This is a genomic window from Legionella pneumophila subsp. pneumophila str. Philadelphia 1 (genome assembly GCF_000008485.1).
In the GTDB taxonomy this organism is placed as follows: Bacteria; Pseudomonadota; Gammaproteobacteria; order Legionellales; family Legionellaceae; genus Legionella; species Legionella pneumophila.
In genome coordinates this window covers 1,458,150-1,475,458 of the sequence record NC_002942.5, presented here as the reverse complement: position 1 = coordinate 1,475,458, position 17,309 = coordinate 1,458,150, and the positions used below count along the sequence as shown (strand labels likewise).

Sequence of the window (17,309 nt, the reverse complement as noted above, 5' to 3'; positions counted from 1 at the left end):
TGGTAATCAAGAATAGGATTATAATTTTGGCAAATTTGTATAGATTTATCGAATTGGAATATAAAGTTTTTCCATTATTTGCCGCCAAAACAGTTAGGATGAATAAATTAATTTCATTATGAATACATTTAAATCATCACTGGCATTTGTAATTTGTCTCTTACTTGGCATGCAATCGGCACAGGCGCAAATGCGATATGGAGAAACTCTCTGCAACTTGCCAGAATATTTTTGCATGAAAATAAAAAGCGGGGACACTTGGGATAGGCTTTTCCCTAACATCGAAGAGCAAGATATTGTCAGACGCATTAACCGAATGAATATCAGGCTCAAACCCGGGATGATTATTGCTGTTCCCAAAAATATAGAGCGTTTAACCATCTATGACGTCTCGCCTTTTCCAAGATATATTGAACCAAGTGGTGAAAAAACAATTTATGTCAGTCAAAAAAAATTGGCATGGGGAGCTTATGATGAAGACGGGGAATTGCTTTGGTGGGGACCAATATCATCAGGTGTTGGAAAATGTAAAGTAATAGGTGGTTGTTCTACACCAACAGGTTCATTTCGCATTATCCGCAAGCAAGATATTGATTGTGTTTCAACTGTTTTCCCAAGAAGGGCAAATGGCGAACATGGTGGTGCACTGATGCCTTATTGCATGCACTTTTTTAGAGGTTATGCTTTGCATGGAAGTTATGAAGTTCCAGGATATAGGGCCAGCCACGGCTGTGTTCGCATGTTTATTGAAGATGCGCGTTGGTTAAATGAGGAATTTATCGACCTCCCAGGGGGAGGAATGAGAGGAACACGTGTAATCCTTGATGCGCCAGATGCTCAAGAGAATCCCGATAATCTACAATAATATATTGAAAACACAATCAAAAACTCACTCCCAATAGACAAATAGTGGTCAACCTGATAATATTTTATTTAGTGAATTTTACTATGAGGTGTGTTAACGTATAAATTCGCTGTGTGAATAAAATAAGTACATTTTTAATCAAAGATTAGAATATATGGAAATACCATCTATATCCTCTTTTTTGACTAATAACTTTCATAGAATCTAATGATTGGATAAATTTGGAGAATTTTTAAATAATGGCTCATTACAATGTACAATCCGAATCGCTCAATAAAGCAAGTGTCAGCTTAATTATGCCCTGGATGGTGTGGGGCTTGGGTTGCTTATTCTATTTTTATGAATGCTTATTGCAAGTATCCCCAAGCGTAATGAGTAATGAACTCATGAGAGATTTCTCGGTAACAAGTCATACTTTAGGGATTCTATCGGGCATTTATTTCTATTCTTATGCCGCCATGCAGCTTCCTGGTGGTGTTCTAATGGATTATTTTGGCCCACAACGTTTATTAACTCTTGCCACAGTGGTTTGTGCCGTGAGCACTATAGCCTTTGGCATGACAGATAATTTCTTCATGGCCTGTATCGCAAGGCTGATGATTGGATTTGGTTCCGCATTTGCTGCTGTTGGCACCATGAAATTGGCAGCCAACTGGTTTCCAGCACAAAAATTCGCATTATTGACTGGCTTGATGGTTACCATAGGCATGATGGGTGCAATAGGTGGAGAAACGCCTTTGGCTCTTCTAATTGATAATTTTGGCTGGCGGGAAAGCATGATTATAATGGGTAGTGTTGGACTTCTTTTGGCAACTTTGCTCATCTTGATTGCCAGAGATACTCCCAAGAATTTTTCTCCTGCTATCCATCAACATCCTGTCGAGGAAGAACGTTTAATCCCAAGTTTATTCACATTGATAAAAAATAAGCAACTTTGGCTAGTAGCTACCTATGGCGGGTTAATGTACATGGCAACACCCGTGTTTTGCGGGCTTTGGGGGGTTCCTTTTCTGATGAATAAAATGCTAATAGCAAAATCTACAGCAGCTAATTTTATCTCATTGGTCTTTGTGGGTTGGGCAATAGCCAGTCCTTTATGGGGTCTGTTTTCAAACCGTATTGGATTACGTAAGCCGCCTATGTATATTGGATGTGTAGGGGCAATGATTTGTTCTTTGCTCTTTATTTTTGCTCCCATCACTTCTTCAATTACTATGGAAATCCTGCTGTTTGCATTTGGTATCTTTTCCGCAGGCTTTTTGCCAGCTTTCTCAGTAGCCAAAGAATTATGTAATAAAAAATATGTGGCAACAGGGCTTAGTTTCATGAATATGATGAATATGGTTGGAATAGCGTTAGCACAACCTTTAATTGGTTATATTCTGGATAAAATGTGGCAAGGTCAAATGATGGGGACTGTGAGAGTTTATCCATTGGAAGCTTACTACACTGCTTTGTCAATCCTTCCAATAGGCATGTTAGTTGCGTTACTAATATTACCGAAAATCAAAGAAACCTATTGCCAAAGTGTTAATTAATGAAATAATACCGCAATTTCAATTTGTAGAATCAAAATGGTTAAAAAATTATATATTAAAACAAATGGCTGCCAAATGAATGAATACGATTCTTCTAAAATGGCAGAAGTACTTTACGCTTCCCATGGTTTGGTCAAAACTGATCAAGTCGAGGATGCCGATGTTATTTTATTAAACACATGCTCAATTCGAGAAAAAGCACAGGAAAAAGTTTTTTCTCAACTGGGTCAATGGCGAGAATATAAAGCCAAAAACCCTCATGTGCTCATTGGAGTGGGAGGATGCGTAGCGAGCCAGGAAGGCTCAGACATCATAAAAAGAGCACCGTTTGTTGATATCGTATTTGGGCCACAGACATTACACAGGCTCCCTGCCCTGCTCAATGAAAGGCTTGAGAAAAATAAATCTGTTGTTGATATCAGCTTTCCAGAAATAGAGAAATTTGATCATTTACCCGCACCAAGAGCAGAAGGCCCTACAGCTTTTGTATCTATAATGGAAGGCTGTAGTAAATATTGCAGCTTCTGTGTGGTGCCCTACACCCGTGGCGAAGAAATCAGCAGACCATTTGATGATGTATTGGCTGAGTGTTATCAATTAGCCAGTCAAGGCGTCAGAGAGATTAATTTACTAGGCCAAAATGTGAACGATTACAGAGGTATTATGGACAATGGGGATATAGCCGATCTTGCCCTGTTAATTCATTATATTGCCGCTATCGATGGAATAGGAAGAATACGTTTCACAACATCACATCCCTTGGCATTTTCTGAAAATTTGATTAATGCCTACGCTGAGGTTCCAGAGCTTGCCAATCATTTACACCTTCCGGTACAAAGCGGATCCGATCGCATTTTATCGTTAATGAAACGAGGGTACACTGCTTTGGAATTTAAATCCAAAATTCGTAAATTAAGGAAAATTCGACCAGACATTCGCTTATCTACTGACATTATTGTAGGCTTTCCCGGAGAGACAGACAAAGATTTCCAGGACACTATGGATCTTGTGCATGAAATCGGTTTTGATACCTCTTTCAGCTTTATATACAGCCCAAGACCAGGAACTCCTGCAGCAAATTTACCTGATGACACGCCTATGGAGATCAAAAAGCAACGTTTACAGATTTTACAAAACAGATTATTAATGAATGCAGCTCGTTACAGTGAATCAATGATAGGCAGCAAGCAAAAAATTCTGGTTACCGGATTTTCCAAGAAAAGTTCACAGCAATTATCTGGTCGTACTGAATGTAACCGTGTAGTTAATTTTGATGGACCACCTCATTTAATTGGACAATTTATAGATGTCCAAATTAGTGACGCACTACCTAATTCATTGCGAGGAAGGCTGCTTGAAAAGGAGATGCAGCCAGCCTAATGATTGAGCATATCCAGCAACAATTATCAGTACCTCGCGAATTACATAACCAACGAGTAGACAGCGTGCTTGCCAGGCTGCTCCCTGAGTATTCACGCTCTCTTATCTGTAACTGGATTAAAACAGGTGCTGTTACCCTTAATAATCTGCCTTGCAAACCCAAAGATAAAGCGCTGGGCGGTGATTTAATTACGATTAATGTTGACCATACAATAGTTAATACAGATTTTAACTATTGTAAACCTGAGAACATTCCAATTCAGATAATCTATGAAGACAGTGAAGTAATTGTTGTTAACAAGCCAGCCGGTCTTGTTGTACATCCGGGTGCGGGAAATAAGGAACATACACTCGTTAATGCGCTGCTTCATCATTGTCCCGAGTTGCAACTACTTCCTCGTGCTGGAATTATTCACAGATTGGATAAAGATACCACTGGTCTGCTGATAGTGGCTAAAAACCTGATTAGCCATACTTCTCTCATCAGGCAAATGCAAAATCGCGAAATTAAGCGCCACTATCTGACATTAGTTCATGGTTATGTCATTTCTGGTGGAACAATAGATACGGGTTTTGGCAGGCATCCCAAAAATAGACTAAAGATGGCTGTAACTGACTTCGGGCGTCAAGCTGTTACCCATTATAATATCAATAAGCATTATAAAGACTTTACCTTACTGAATGTTAGCTTAATGACAGGACGCACTCATCAGATAAGAGTGCATATGAACTATATTAACCACCCAGTTGTAGGAGATCAACTGTATGGAGGAAGAATGAAGTTTCCTCCTAATGCTGATGAGGCAATACTCTCAGTTTTAAAACAATTTAAAAGACAAGCACTCCATGCCTGTTCCATTTCATTTTGTCATCCTGTAAAAAATACAGAAATAACACTGAATGCATTATTACCCGATGATTTCGAACTCTTGTTAAACACTCTGGATCAACACGATGAAAAATAGATTTGCCAATTGGCCGGCTCCTAAAAATATTACCGCTTTGAGTACTACCCGTTTGTATGGTTTCAGTGACGGACCCTATGCGAGCAACAACCTTGGGTTGCATGTTGGTGATAACCAACAGCATGTATTCAAAAACAGACAACAGCTCATTGAACTTATTGATCTGCCTGCAGAACCAATCTGGCTGGAACAAACACATAGCACAAAATGCATCACGGTAGAAACTGAAAAAACCAGAGATGCTGATGCTGCAATTACTCGTTTACCTAAACTCCCTTTAGTCATTATGACAGCAGATTGCCTACCCATATTGCTATGCAATCGACAGGGAACTGAAATTGCCGCCATTCATGCTGGATGGAAAGGGCTGTATAATGGTATTATTGAAAATACACTAAAGAAGCTAAATAGCAATAGGACAGATATAATTGCCTGGATAGGCCCTGCTATCTGTAATAAATGTTATGAAGTGGGTGAAGAAGTTTACTTGTCTTTTACCAATAAATACTCCTTAACCAGGAATGCGTTTGAGCCTGTTCATAGCAAATGGTTAGCTGATTTACCTCAAATTGCAGAAATAGTACTTAATTTGGAAGGGGTAAAATCAGTATTTCAGTCAAATTTGTGTACTTTTGAGTTAAAAAATGAATTCTATTCCTATCGCAGAGAATCACAAACAGGTAGAATAGGTACTTTCATCTGGATTAATGAGTAAAATCAGGATTAATAATATGATTACACGTATAAAATTATTCATAGCAAGTCTGCTTGTATTTTTCATCCCGGTAGCCGATGCAGCACAAGATCTTACAAACATGCCCAGCTTGGCTCCTGTTCTGAAAAATGCTATGCCGGCTATTGTTAACGTGGCTGTTCAAGGGTACTTGCCTAATAATATGGCATCCGGAAATGCAGACGATGATGACGGGGAAAACAGTAAACAGCCTTCCAGAATACCTGAAAAAGGCAGAAAATTTGAAAGTATAGGGTCTGGAGTTATCATTGACCCTAAAAATGGCATTATTATAACGAATGACCATGTTATTCGTAACGCCAATTTAATTACTGTAACTCTTCAAGATGGCAGGAGATTAAAAGCTCGCCTGATTGGAGGTGATAGCGAAACGGACTTGGCTGTTTTAAAAATTGATGCTAAAAATTTGAAATCCCTGGTAATTGGTGATTCCGATAAGCTGGAAGTCGGAGATTATGTTGTTGCTATTGGAAACCCCTTTGGATTAAACAGCTTTGGAAATAGTCAATCTGCTACGTTTGGAATAGTGAGTGCCTTAAAACGCAGCGATTTAAATATTGAAGGTGTTGAAAACTTTATTCAAACTGACGCAGCTATCAATCCTGGTAATTCAGGAGGGGCTTTGGTCAATGCAAAAGGCGAATTAATTGGCATTAATACAGCCATTATTTCACCCTATGGAGGAAATGTAGGTATCGGCTTTGCGATCCCAATTAATATGGCAAAAGATGTAGCGCAACAAATCATTAAATTTGGCTCTATTCATCGTGGTTTAATGGGTATATTTGTTCAACATTTAACACCAGAACTTGCCCAATCAATGGGATATGCCGAAGATTTTCAAGGGGCTTTAGTATCACAGGTCAATCAAAATTCACCTGCTCAATTGGCTGGCCTAAAATCAGGCGATGTCATTGTACAAATTAATGACACCAAAATAACGCAGGCAACACAGGTAAAAACAACGATTAGTCTGTTGCGAGCTGGCTCTACTGCTAAAATTAAAATCTTGCGAGATAATAAGCCGCTTACATTAGATGTAGAAGTCACAGACATCAAAAAACATGAACAAAAATTACAATCCAATAATCCATTTCTCTACGGATTAGCCTTGCGTAATTTTGAACAAGAGTCACCACCTCATGGTAATGTTGTTGGAGTTCAGGTAGTAGGTGCTTCGGAAACCAGTGCGGGCTGGCGAGCTGGCTTAAGGCCAGGAGATATTATCATTTCTGCTAATAAAACACCGGTCAAAGACATTAAATCTTTACAAGCTGTTGCACACGAGAAAGGGAAACAGCTATTAGTCCAGGTGCTGAGAGGAGCAGGAGCACTCTACCTGTTGATCATTTAAATTTTTTATCCAAATAATGAAATAACGCATCTTCTTTCTTTAAGCCCATCTCTGAGAGATGGGCTTAAATTTTGATAAATTATCCTGCTTTTGATAATGCTGGCTATCAACTATTCCGCCTATCCTCCAAAGCAATCTCTTGAGTGTGGGAATATCACTTTTCAATATATCAACAAACTTCTTTTTAAATACGCTATTCTGCTTTGAAAAAATAATGCAAATTCAATTTAATATAAATTAATTATAAAAAACTCAGGAAACAGTCTTGACATAAACACATGAAAAAGACAAAATCACGACCTCTTGTGGCTATGTAGCTCAGCCGGTTAGAGCGCGGCACTCATAATGCTGAGGTCGGTGGTTCGAGTCCACCCATAGCCACCATTTCCATCATATGCCCCCTGATAGAGAAGACTTGAAGTGAGCAATCAAGCCCTACTCCCGATTTTTGTCTCTCATTTGTCACTTCAAGCAATAAAATAGCCACTGCAATCAAATCAGGCCCTGCCCAGAAATAATATTTGAGATCATCTTGCATCACGAAAAGAAATTATAGTAGCATCGTTGCTCATCACATTTCATAACATGGATTTTATTTTGTTCAGGATTAACTTAATACGATATGTGGTACTTCTGTTTATTATTACATTGAATTTAGATTGTATTAGCGTTGCATTTTCATCTCAGATCATTTATGGAACACAAAATGCTGCACGAGTTACTGGGAAAAATCTGAAAAGAATTTATTTTCTTCAGTTAGGCGCTTTTAGCCAAAAAAATAATGCTCAGCAATTGGCAAGAAAAATTCAAGCGAGAACACAATACCCTGTAATAATTAGTCATTCAGGCAATGCTTTCTCGGTTCGTGTGGGGCCTATCAATACGCAAGAACTGCATCAACTCAGCATAAAACTTTCACAAAATTCCAATATTACTCCAATAAAACATAATTCATCACCAAAGCAGACACCGACTACTCAGACAAAATCACAAATACTTGTTAAGGAAACTTCTCGCCCTCTTCCAACTCATTCTGTGACTAAAGAAACAATTGATGGGAAAAGAAGCTGGTATGTAACTGCTAAAGTTGGAGCACAAGAAACAACACCAGATGATCAGTTTACAGTAAATAACGACAGTGGCTTTCCCAGTCCTTTTGATCAGGATATTTATACCAATAGTTCCGATTCCTCCCTGCTATTAGGCATTGGTGGGGGATATCGATTTACAAATATAATTCTCCCCGCAATCTCTGTTGGAGTATACTATTCCCATTTCTTTAATATGGACATTAATGGACAAGTGATTCAGTACAGCTTGCCCGAATTCACCAATTACAATTATCAATGGAAAGTAAAATCTGATTTGGTCTTAGCTTCCGCAAAAGCCAATGTCATCAGTTGGAAAAACTTAATGCCATTTGTGCAAGGAGGAGTTGGAGTGAGCTCCAATCGAGCAAGCCAATATTACGAAAGCGCCTTGCCTGATGTCACACCGCGCATAAGCCCCAATTTTGCCAATCATACGACCACTGTGTTTGCTTACCAGCTGGGCGCTGGTCTGGATTGGGAGATAAGACCACAATGGTTATTATCTTTAGGGTATGAGTATTCTGATTTGGGCAAAGTACGGTCAGGTTATGGCACTGATAGCTGGAATAGAGAGACATTGTCCTCGAAAAATTTGACAAGCAACGCTGGAACTTTAGGCTTTACCTATTTATTTCATGGATAACCAAAAGTGAGGCATAGGCTAAAATTCCAAACATTGAGAAACCATAAGTTATTTGTGGCTTCCCAACGGTAACTTGTCAAATAGAACTGATTTAATCTTCATAAAAATAATGGGTGAAAAGACCAACATGAAATACTCAACTCGCATCATAATCACCACAATCCTTCTGTTATTCACCTTGATGGGTTATGCTGGAAAAGATCCTATCAGCTGGCGAGTCAGTGGAGTATTTCCTGCTCAAAGCAGCGTTGGTCAGACTTATACTGTGACTTATACCTTTACCAATCAATTGCCTTTTCGATTGGCCAAGGCCTTGATTATAGAACGATCGGCAAGCCCCAACACAGAATTCAACTTTAATGATCAATGTTCCGGTCGGTTATTAAATTCAGGAGAATCCTGTGAAGTCGTTGTGGCGTTAAACCCACTTGTAATCGGCCTTAAAACACTTCAGTTGACTATTGCAGGATATAGCAAGGATAGAGTTCCTTTACCTCAAACAAGCACCTTGAGTACAGGACAGTCCTTGAGTCCGATCGTTAGCTTTGTCATGGATGGTTTTCCCTCTCAATTAGCGACAGGCTCAGTTTCCAGTTACAAATTTACGTTTACCAATAACGGGGCTATTTCAGCTACCAATTTATCAGTTAATGTCTCGCAATCATTAGGGACACCGAATTATACTACGACGTGCAATAACACATTGACTCCCAACGGAGGGGTTTGTGAAGTCGATGGAACGTACACAGTAACTGCCGGGAATCCGTCGATTCAACAAGTCATTGCCAGTCTGTCTTATACAGGCCCATCGGGAAGCCCGGTAACGGCACAAACATTCACGCAAGTAGTCAATCCAGCAGCTCCGCTTGTAGGCACTTTAGTACCGCCAAACTATCTACCTCCATTGATGATTGCTGGCAACCAGTATACAGTCCAGTTTTTATTCACCGCCAGTGGAACTGTGGATATTACAAATAATGGCACAATAACCTGCCTGGAAGGTGTTAATAATTGTAACGGGACTATAAACATCACCAGCTCCAGCTGCACCCCGCAAACATTGACCAACGCGGCCTGTCAAATGACTGCTACGTTCACAGCGCCTGCTGCAAATAATCCCCCACGGACTTATGCTCTGACCGCAACAGTTCCCTACTCTGTTGGAGGAAATCCTCAAGCACCAGCGACTGCCATCACTTCCGGGACAGTACTTGCTGCATTACCGACAGAAAGAACTGTGACTTTAATCAATGAGTGCGATTTTGATGTGTGGTTTTCGCTGAATGGAAGCCAATTAGGTAGTTCACCCAATTGCCCAACAACACCATGCCCAAATGGCACAAGCTGTAATACCAGTACGAACAAATGCTTTTGGAACAATCCAACCCCAATAAATGGTATATATTTATTAGCAGCGCTTCCTGGCGTTAACACTAACAGTGTGACTATCCCTGTTACCAATGCTGACCCCAATATTCAATGGAGTGGAAATATTTCGGCAAGCACTTTGTGCAATGGTACAACCTGTCAACAAGCGGCTTGTGGTAATGCTGGCGGTACCACCTCTTGCGCGCCAGGCATTGGTTTCACACAACCTGCCACTCAGGCTGAAATCACGATGAATTTAACCACCTCCGACAGTTATGATGTGGAAGTCATCAATGGTTTTCACATCCCGATTTCCATGCAACCCATTTATTATAAACAAGGACTCACTACTATTATTGCTACCCCGAATAATTACAATTGCGGAGTGCCCGGTAACGATACGGCCGATAATGGATTTGGAGCTTGTAACTGGAATACAGCCACTGTACCAGTCATTGATCAAGTGCCGGGGAATGGATTTTACTGGGTAACTGGTGGTGGTCAAAGCTGTTCCATCACCTCTGCAAATCCAGGTTGCCCTTTGATGACATTATGCGGATTAGACAGTAATTTCAATCAGGTTTGTGGCAATTTTTTAGGATATTGGTCAGCCGATCAAGTCTGCGGTTCAAGTAATGTCCCAGCTGCCGTACAAAGTTATTTTAAATGCAATCAACTCCTCCCTACTTCTACAACGCCTTTTTATCCCTCCGGCGCTGTCTTATCGAATTTGATGCTTTGCTCTGTTCCTACAGGATTTACTGGTCCAAGATACAATACCTGCTATAATGCTTATCCCTCTTCTTCCGCTACAGACATTGCCCAATGTTGTGGGTGCGCAGACTGGTGGAATCCTGTTCAAACCAACAATGTAGTGATTGGAGCAAATCCTAATACCGAAAGTTGTACTCAGCCTGGTGCCTTGCAACCACAAACCAATGCCCAATGGAACTCTTTTGTACAGCCAATGATACAATGGATGAAACAAGCTTACCCTTCTGCTTATATTTATCCTTTTGACGACAAAACCAGTGGATTTACTTGTACTAATAACCTTTCAGGACAACCTAACTCTACTAGCTATACTATCAGGTTCTGCCCAGGAGGCATCACAGGTCTTCCTGCAGGAGTGAATGAGGGACGCGGATAAAATATATAGCTGGTATTAACGCTTAGTACTTTATAGTTGCAAGAAACGAGTCGTTAATACCAGTAAACATGAACAACAATTACTTTGATATAATTTCCTGCACTTCAAAGATGCGTCTGTCAGCAGAAAATTTAGTTTGAAACAAATGAATACCATCCTCACGCATCTGAGGTGCCAGCTCAGACAAGTACCTTGACAAACTATCTCCATTGTCCAGCTGGTATTGAACAGTCAATTTTTCCTTAGCTGATTTTGTTTCTTTTTCCTGCTTTAGAATGCAGGCTTGCATAAAGCCCGGAAATTGAATTATTTCCGCAACATGTTTTTTGAGCCATGCTTGAAATTGTACAAATATCTCCGGATCAATCGTTAGGTTTACTTCATAAATCACCATAATTTATCTTCCCAAATTCCCATAATTTGAATTCACCAATAGCACACAACAACTGAATTTATTTTTAGAATAATGAGTCATGCCATGATTAGATACGATCTACCATTTAGCTATAAAGAAATAATAAATTGTATTTTAATTTATACTTTAGTTACTTGAATTTTAAATGACCGATTATCTGTTTGCCGCTGATTTACAATAGTATCCATAAAGCATACTCAGCATACCTTGAACAAGTCAAAGAATGTAGACTATTTGGCAAGACATTTAAAAATCAAATAACAATATGAATAACGCAATATTCCCAGCAAATCTTTATTAAAAAAAGTTCCATATTACTTTATTTTAAATGATAATGATTATCATTTTTATTTAAAATAAAACCAAATGCTGTATATAAGAAATTACATTAGGACAAGAATTATTTTAGGAATATTAATGTTGAATGTTGCCGGGTTAGCTTTCGCAGACGCTGGAGACTCTTTATTTAAAAATGAAAAATTGACTTACGATGGACATCTGTTTTTTAATGCCGCCAACTCAGCAATACAAAGTGAAAAATATTTACTGAATCAGCAGCTGTCCAATATCAAAATGGGATCTGAATTACAGGTGACTGATTGGAACAAAATGAAAGGCTTGCTAATTTATAACACCTTGCCTACCCCAGTGGCTCCTCAATTTTATTTTGAGCAATTTTATGACGAACTCCAAATAGAGTCTTCAAATATTTTCTTTGCATTTGGAAAAAAATGGCTCGCATTTGGAAATTATAAAAGTGATTTAATTTATAAACCACTTACAAAAGCCTTGGGACAAACCAACGAAGTGGCCGCTATTATTGGATACGATTCCTTGTATTATGCTAACGCTTCTTTTTTTAAACCCTATTCTCGCATAAGTACATCATCACTTCCGCTTTATTACAATCTGAATACAGGAGTACATAATCAATCAATGGATGCAGGAGTCAGTTATTTATACTCTCTGGCAGAAAGTCAATTATTTCAATACAACAAAGGTTTTGGCGGGCTTTTATCACAATCATTAAAAACAAGGGTTCCAGGATTTGCAACCTATTTTAATTTAAAATATAAAAAAACAAGCACTTATCTTACCTATGTTACTGCAATCACCCCCTTTGCATTAGAAGACATGAGTTATAATAATCGAGGAGCTTCACCAAAGGCATTGAGTATACAAAATAGTTATGATGTTAATATTAAAAAATTTTCTTTTAAAATCATTGGTTTTTATGACTACACTTTTCAAGCTCTGGCACTCGGAATACCGAAACAAAGACTGGGACTGGGATTGTCCGCAACCCCTTTTCCTTATCTTGGTATTCAATTTCAGTATTCCAGAGACTATAGTTATAGAAATAATGCCATAGCCTCGGGTATCAATCATTTTGTAAATGGCCGTAATACAAAAATGAATAATTTGGCATTACAAACCATACTGAATTTTTAAATTCAGGTACTCAATCAAAAATAAAAAACTATCTCTCTATTATTTAAGCAAATAAATCACAATACATTATTGCAAATGATAATCATTATCATTTATAGTGTTGTCGTTTCTTACTTATTCACGGAAATAATCATGGCAGCAGTTTTAAATAATTCTTATAAAATAAATAACTCATTACATAGTTTATTACTTGAAAAAGATCTTCTTGTTTCACAATCAGAAATGGAACATTTCATATCGATTGCGCACCAGCAATGTTTAGATCGATTGCAACATGCAGCACTTCGTGAAGGATTAATAGACAAGGAAATAACCAGCCTTCATATACATGATTATCTTGATTTACTTTATCATCAACAGAAAAAGCAAAAACCGGAAAAAACATTTGATCGATGGCCTCTTCTAAAAAAGGAACTCGATGAAAGCATCAACAATCAGGCGTTAGCCCTCGCTTATTATCATTGCTGGCAACAATCGCTGAAGCAACAGGCGAAAAACCACTCCAGTTTATGGTCATGGTTATCAGAGCAACATAATAAACAACAAATTCTGACTTTTTTAGAGCAATGGGGTTGCATAGGGCACCCGTATCATCCTAATTTCCGCGCAAAAATGGGGTTTATTCCTGAAGAAGTGATTCGATACTCCCCTGAGTTTAACGCGCAGGTAGATATTCCCTGGCTGGCAATTCATCGCTCCGTAGCGTTTACTTCAATTGATGCGACTAGCTATTCTTTGTTGTTTGCCCAACATTTTGCTAAAGAATATCAATTGTGGAATTATTCTGTCCAAAAACAACAATTAGATCCTGATCAGTATTTGCCTCTTCCAGTTCATCCCTGGCAATGGAATAACAAATTACAAACACTGGCCTCTGTATTAATCAATTCAAAGCAATTATTAATAACAGAGGCTGTTCAAAAAACCAAACCATCCATGTCATTCCGAACGATGATGCCTTTAGATAACAAAGGTCCACACTTAAAATTAGCTACAGCAATCCATACTACTTCTGCTTTACGCACTGTATCTCCTGCCTCAGTAAGCAATTCGTCTCCTCTTTCCAGTTGGCTTAGGCAATTACTGACTCAGTATCAAAGTTTTGAAAAGCCACTATTTCTAGCCAGGGATTTAGCGGGGATTAACACCACACACCCATCCATTTCCCCACAAAATAAAAAGCATTTGGCTATGATAGTACGTGAAAATCCACTGGAATTGATCGATGCGTCACAAACATTAGTACCTGTAGCAGCACTCTATGCTATTTCTCCAGTCAGTCAACGTGCTTTATTCGTTGAAATTATTGAAGCAAGTGGCATGGAGCCTGAACTATATTTTATTGAATACAGTCGATGTATTCTCGAATGCCAGCTTCATTTATTATTAAGCTATGGCGTTGCGTTGGAAGCCCAACAACAAAACACTTTAGTCATTTTTCAGTCTCATCGGCCTGTTGGATTAGTTATTCGAGATCTTGGCGGCATCAGGGTCTGTTTTAATTCGCTATATGAGACAACACCCAAACCTAATCTTCATCCAGACTCTACCATTTCATGCCACGAATTGAGTGATCTCTTTAATACCTTCATTTATGGAAATTTACTGAGTAACTTAACTTTTTGCATTAATTGTTTACATGATAACTATAACTTGACTAAAAAAAACCTTTGGATCCTGCTAAAACAAATTGCAAATCAATTATTACAAAATTTCAAAAAGGAAATTAATCCATTGATATACCAAAAATTCCAACAACATTTATTCTCTCTTCCCTGGCAACATAAAAGTTTGCTGAGCATGAGACTCAATCAAAATCAGGATAACCTGGTATTTTTTAGTCTTGACAACCCATTGAGCCAAGATAATGAATAAACTAGTTCAAAAAATGATGCTCTCAGGTCAGTTTTTGATGATATTGGCCTTGGAAATGACGAATCCTTTTCTGCCACTATTGATCGCGCACCAAAGCAACACACCAGTACCATCGGTAGTGATTTATAACACGCTGAGTCTAGTTCTACCGATGCTGGCTAACATTCTATTAACCCCAATCTGGGGCTTGGCAGCTGATCGATATGGCTATAAACCCATGTTAATGAGAGCATCCTGGGCCTTGGTGTTGACCCAGGCCAGTATGATTTTTGTTAATTCTGTATTCTGGATTTTAATCATCCGATTACTGCAAGGAGCTTTTGCAGGTTTTCTTGTTGCAATGCAAACCTATGCCCTAAGCATTACTGAATGGCAAAGCAAAAGCACACAGTTATCTCGCTTGCAATCCTCCAAGGCAATTGCCACTTCTACAGCCGGATTTCTCGGAGGATTAGCTTTAAGCTTCACTAACTATCAAGGATTATTTGGTTTGGCAACATTGATATGCCTGGGCACTACTGTAGTGATGCACTACAAATTACCCTCCCCACCAAAGCAACAGATAAAGAAAAGATCACAAACATTAAATCATTCTTACACATCAAAAAGTGTTTTCTTCTTTCTTTGCGTATTAATCATGCTAACCCAAATTGCCAAGTTTTTACCTGATCCAGGGTTTACCCTGTATCTCAATAAGTATTGTTCAAATAATCTGGTACTAATTGGATTTCTTTATTCTTTACCGGCAATGGGGATGCTATGTAGTTCAGTATGGTGTGGCAAACAGTTTGACTACTGTCGAAGTCAACCTTCTTTGGTTAACCAATATTTAATACGCTATAGTGTATTCGGAGCCATCCTCATGATCATTCAAGCCAATGTAGATAATTTCTATCTGTTTGCTCTTATACGTATTTTGTGGGGGATCGTACTTGCAGCCTTATTGCCTGCGTTATTTGCTTTGTGCAGTGATCGTAATTTGTTACCAGGTTATGCCTTGGGATTAGCCAATTCATTTGCAAAACTGGGAAATCTAATTGGATTGTTATTGGGTGGTCTTTTTGCATTTTATCTACCATATCCTGCAATTTTTATGATAATTGCCGGAATTTATAGTTTATTCGCGATTTTTGTTTACGGGTATGATCGGCTAAATGTCAGGCAGATGACAGATTTTTCCAATTCTTATTTTAACGTGAAATCATGAAAAAAAATGCTCTTCTTATAGTGTTATTAACCTGGTTTCTTGGAAACATGGATATACATTTCCTTACTCCAGCCTTGCCATCATTAGTTGATTACTTCTCGGTAACTCCCAATACAGTTCAACTAACTATCAGTCTTTTTCTTTTGGGAAAAGCCCTCAGTATGATTTTATGGGGTCTTCTTTCCGAACGTTATGGAAGAAAACCAATCTTCATTGGAGGACTGTTGTTATTTATTCTGAGCAATTTTCTGATTGCTCTAAACCACTCCATCCTTCCCTTTTTAGTATGCCGATTTCTCCAGGGAATTAGCGTAGGCGCTACCCTTCTAATGGGTAGAGCAATGATTAACGATACCCATAATGAACAAAATGCCACAAAATACTTTGCGTGGTTATTTACTCTGGCTGGGCTGTTTATTTGCTTTCTTCCATTTTTTGGAGGTTTGATAAACAGTTATTGGAATTGGCAAATCGCCTCTCTTATCATTGCTGCCTATGGCCTGCTTTTATTACCTTTATGTCGAGGTTTAAAAGAAACCAAACCCCATTATGTAAAATTCCCTCGCCTAGGTCATAGTATTATGGTGGTCTTCAACCATCCCCTTTTTGTTTCTTACCTCCTTATTTCTGCCTTGATGATGGCTGGAGAATCGGCGTTTAATACCAGCGCCTCTTTTATTCTTATTAAAGGAGAAAATTTTACCAGCGCTCAGTATGGTACAATCAAGACTACTATGGCAATTATGCATTTATTAGGTACCGCTTGTTGTGGCTTAATAGCAAAATATTATCATAGTATCCAATTAACAAAATTAGGAGTACGTTTCTTTATTTTCGCAGCATTCTTGATGTGGTTATTTGTCTTTTCTGCTGAAAATATATATTTGACTTTTATAGTGCCTATGGTGATTTATTATTTTGGTACAGGTTTCATTGTTGCATCAGCAACAGCATCAGCTGTTCGCCCTTTTCCTCAGCAAATGGCTCTTGCATTAGCTATCACTTTATTTTGTCAATTTAACTGCTCCGCTTTCTTTAGTTTTATTACCAGCATGATAGGAATTCAGCAAGTAGAAACTTTTATGTTCTTATTAAGTTTGGTAAGTATTTTGAGTTTTCTTGCCCTTCTAAAACTTCAACGAATGGAGCCCTGCTGAAAAAACCATGATCTTTGATCCTGGTAAGAAAATATAAAGTTTGCGTGTATTTCTGCCTAAAGAAGACTATGCTTATTTAAAATAAGTTCTTAATC

At 38.5% G+C, this 17,309-nt stretch carries 13 protein-coding genes and 1 tRNA gene; 13 read left to right on the top strand and 1 reads right to left on the bottom strand.

Features of this window, described 5'->3' with window-relative positions; genetic code table 11:
* Window positions 1–118: 118 nt before the first annotated feature.
* The 9 genes from LPG_RS06695 to legT all read left to right on the top strand — a co-directional run bounded on the left by LPG_RS06695 (window position 119) and on the right by legT (window position 11,108).
* The gene (locus LPG_RS06695) at window positions 119–865 is read left to right on the top strand and encodes a L,D-transpeptidase (protein ID WP_010947066.1); all 747 of its coding nucleotides are present in this window, start codon (window positions 119–121) and stop codon (window positions 863–865) included.
* Window positions 866–1,104: 239 nt separating this feature from the next.
* Window positions 1,105–2,403 carry an MFS transporter gene (locus tag LPG_RS06690; protein ID WP_010947065.1) on the top strand — a complete coding sequence of 433 codons (1,299 nt, stop codon included), beginning with the start codon at window positions 1,105–1,107 and terminating at the stop codon, window positions 2,401–2,403.
* A 36-nt stretch (window positions 2,404–2,439) separates the two neighbouring features.
* The gene (miaB, locus tag LPG_RS06685) at window positions 2,440–3,783 is read left to right on the top strand and encodes a tRNA (N6-isopentenyl adenosine(37)-C2)-methylthiotransferase MiaB (protein ID WP_010947064.1); all 1,344 of its coding nucleotides are present in this window, start codon (window positions 2,440–2,442) and stop codon (window positions 3,781–3,783) included.
* Window positions 3,783–4,748, top strand: coding sequence for a 23S rRNA pseudouridine(1911/1915/1917) synthase RluD (gene rluD / locus LPG_RS06680; RefSeq protein ID WP_010947063.1), 966 nt, complete (start codon window positions 3,783–3,785; stop codon window positions 4,746–4,748). The genes miaB and rluD overlap by 1 nt, the downstream gene beginning before the upstream one ends.
* A complete protein-coding gene (gene pgeF, locus LPG_RS06675) occupies window positions 4,738–5,463 on the top strand; it encodes a peptidoglycan editing factor PgeF (RefSeq protein ID WP_010947062.1) in 726 nt (241 codons plus the stop codon). Before rluD ends, pgeF begins: the two co-directional genes overlap by 11 nt.
* 16 nt (window positions 5,464–5,479) lie before the next feature.
* On the top strand, window positions 5,480–6,856 hold the full coding sequence (locus LPG_RS06670; protein ID WP_015444546.1) for a Do family serine endopeptidase: 1,377 nt from the start codon (window positions 5,480–5,482) through the stop codon (window positions 6,854–6,856).
* 307 nt (window positions 6,857–7,163) lie between these two features.
* A tRNA-Met gene (locus LPG_RS06665) sits at window positions 7,164–7,240 on the top strand.
* 201 nt (window positions 7,241–7,441) lie between these two features.
* On the top strand, window positions 7,442–8,590 hold the full coding sequence (locus LPG_RS06655; RefSeq protein ID WP_015444548.1) for an SPOR domain-containing protein: 1,149 nt from the start codon (window positions 7,442–7,444) through the stop codon (window positions 8,588–8,590).
* A 52-nt stretch (window positions 8,591–8,642) separates the two neighbouring features.
* Window positions 8,643–11,108 carry a Dot/Icm T4SS effector LegT gene (legT, locus tag LPG_RS06650; RefSeq protein ID WP_010947059.1) on the top strand — a complete coding sequence of 822 codons (2,466 nt, stop codon included), beginning with the start codon at window positions 8,643–8,645 and terminating at the stop codon, window positions 11,106–11,108.
* Between the two features lie 79 nt (window positions 11,109–11,187).
* Here legT and LPG_RS06645 read toward each other — a convergent pair whose 3' ends face one another.
* A complete protein-coding gene (locus LPG_RS06645) occupies window positions 11,188–11,502 on the bottom strand; it encodes a DUF4286 family protein (RefSeq protein ID WP_010947058.1) in 315 nt (104 codons plus the stop codon).
* Between the two features lie 387 nt (window positions 11,503–11,889).
* Between LPG_RS06645 and lbtU the strand changes: the two genes are divergently transcribed.
* From lbtU to lbtC, 4 genes are all read left to right on the top strand, one after another.
* Window positions 11,890–12,975, top strand: a complete 1,086-nt coding sequence (lbtU, locus tag LPG_RS06640; protein ID WP_010947057.1) for a siderophore legiobactin import outer membrane protein LbtU — start codon at window positions 11,890–11,892, stop codon at window positions 12,973–12,975.
* Between the two features lie 132 nt (window positions 12,976–13,107).
* Complete coding sequence (lbtA, locus tag LPG_RS06635; RefSeq protein ID WP_015444551.1) at window positions 13,108–14,850, top strand: siderophore legiobactin biosynthesis protein LbtA; 1,743 nt, start codon at window positions 13,108–13,110, stop codon at window positions 14,848–14,850.
* Complete coding sequence (gene lbtB, locus LPG_RS06630; RefSeq protein ID WP_010947055.1) at window positions 14,843–16,057, top strand: legiobactin export MFS transporter LbtB; 1,215 nt, start codon at window positions 14,843–14,845, stop codon at window positions 16,055–16,057. The genes lbtA and lbtB overlap by 8 nt, the downstream gene beginning before the upstream one ends.
* Window positions 16,054–17,214 carry a legiobactin import MFS transporter LbtC gene (lbtC, locus tag LPG_RS06625; RefSeq protein ID WP_010947054.1) on the top strand — a complete coding sequence of 387 codons (1,161 nt, stop codon included), beginning with the start codon at window positions 16,054–16,056 and terminating at the stop codon, window positions 17,212–17,214. Before lbtB ends, lbtC begins: the two co-directional genes overlap by 4 nt.
* Window positions 17,215–17,309 lie beyond the last annotated feature (95 nt).

Excerpts from the sequence above, each read along its gene's own strand:
- LPG_RS06695 (WP_010947066.1), top strand. The coding sequence starts at position 119 with ATGAATACATTTAAATCATCACTGGCATTTGTAATTTGTCTCTTACTT.
- LPG_RS06690 (WP_010947065.1), top strand. The coding sequence starts at position 1,105 with ATGGCTCATTACAATGTACAATCCGAATCGCTCAATAAAGCAAGTGTC.
- miaB (WP_010947064.1), top strand. The coding sequence starts at position 2,440 with ATGGTTAAAAAATTATATATTAAAACAAATGGCTGCCAAATGAATGAA.
- rluD (WP_010947063.1), top strand. The coding sequence starts at position 3,783 with ATGATTGAGCATATCCAGCAACAATTATCAGTACCTCGCGAATTACAT.
- pgeF (WP_010947062.1), top strand. The coding sequence starts at position 4,738 with ATGAAAAATAGATTTGCCAATTGGCCGGCTCCTAAAAATATTACCGCT.
- LPG_RS06670 (WP_015444546.1), top strand. The coding sequence starts at position 5,480 with ATGATTACACGTATAAAATTATTCATAGCAAGTCTGCTTGTATTTTTC.
- LPG_RS06655 (WP_015444548.1), top strand. The coding sequence starts at position 7,442 with ATGGATTTTATTTTGTTCAGGATTAACTTAATACGATATGTGGTACTT.
- LPG_RS06645 (WP_010947058.1), bottom strand. The coding sequence starts at position 11,502 with ATGGTGATTTATGAAGTAAACCTAACGATTGATCCGGAGATATTTGTA.
- lbtU (WP_010947057.1), top strand. The coding sequence starts at position 11,890 with ATGCTGTATATAAGAAATTACATTAGGACAAGAATTATTTTAGGAATA.
- lbtA (WP_015444551.1), top strand. The coding sequence starts at position 13,108 with ATGGCAGCAGTTTTAAATAATTCTTATAAAATAAATAACTCATTACAT.
- lbtB (WP_010947055.1), top strand. The coding sequence starts at position 14,843 with ATGAATAAACTAGTTCAAAAAATGATGCTCTCAGGTCAGTTTTTGATG.
- lbtC (WP_010947054.1), top strand. The coding sequence starts at position 16,054 with ATGAAAAAAAATGCTCTTCTTATAGTGTTATTAACCTGGTTTCTTGGA.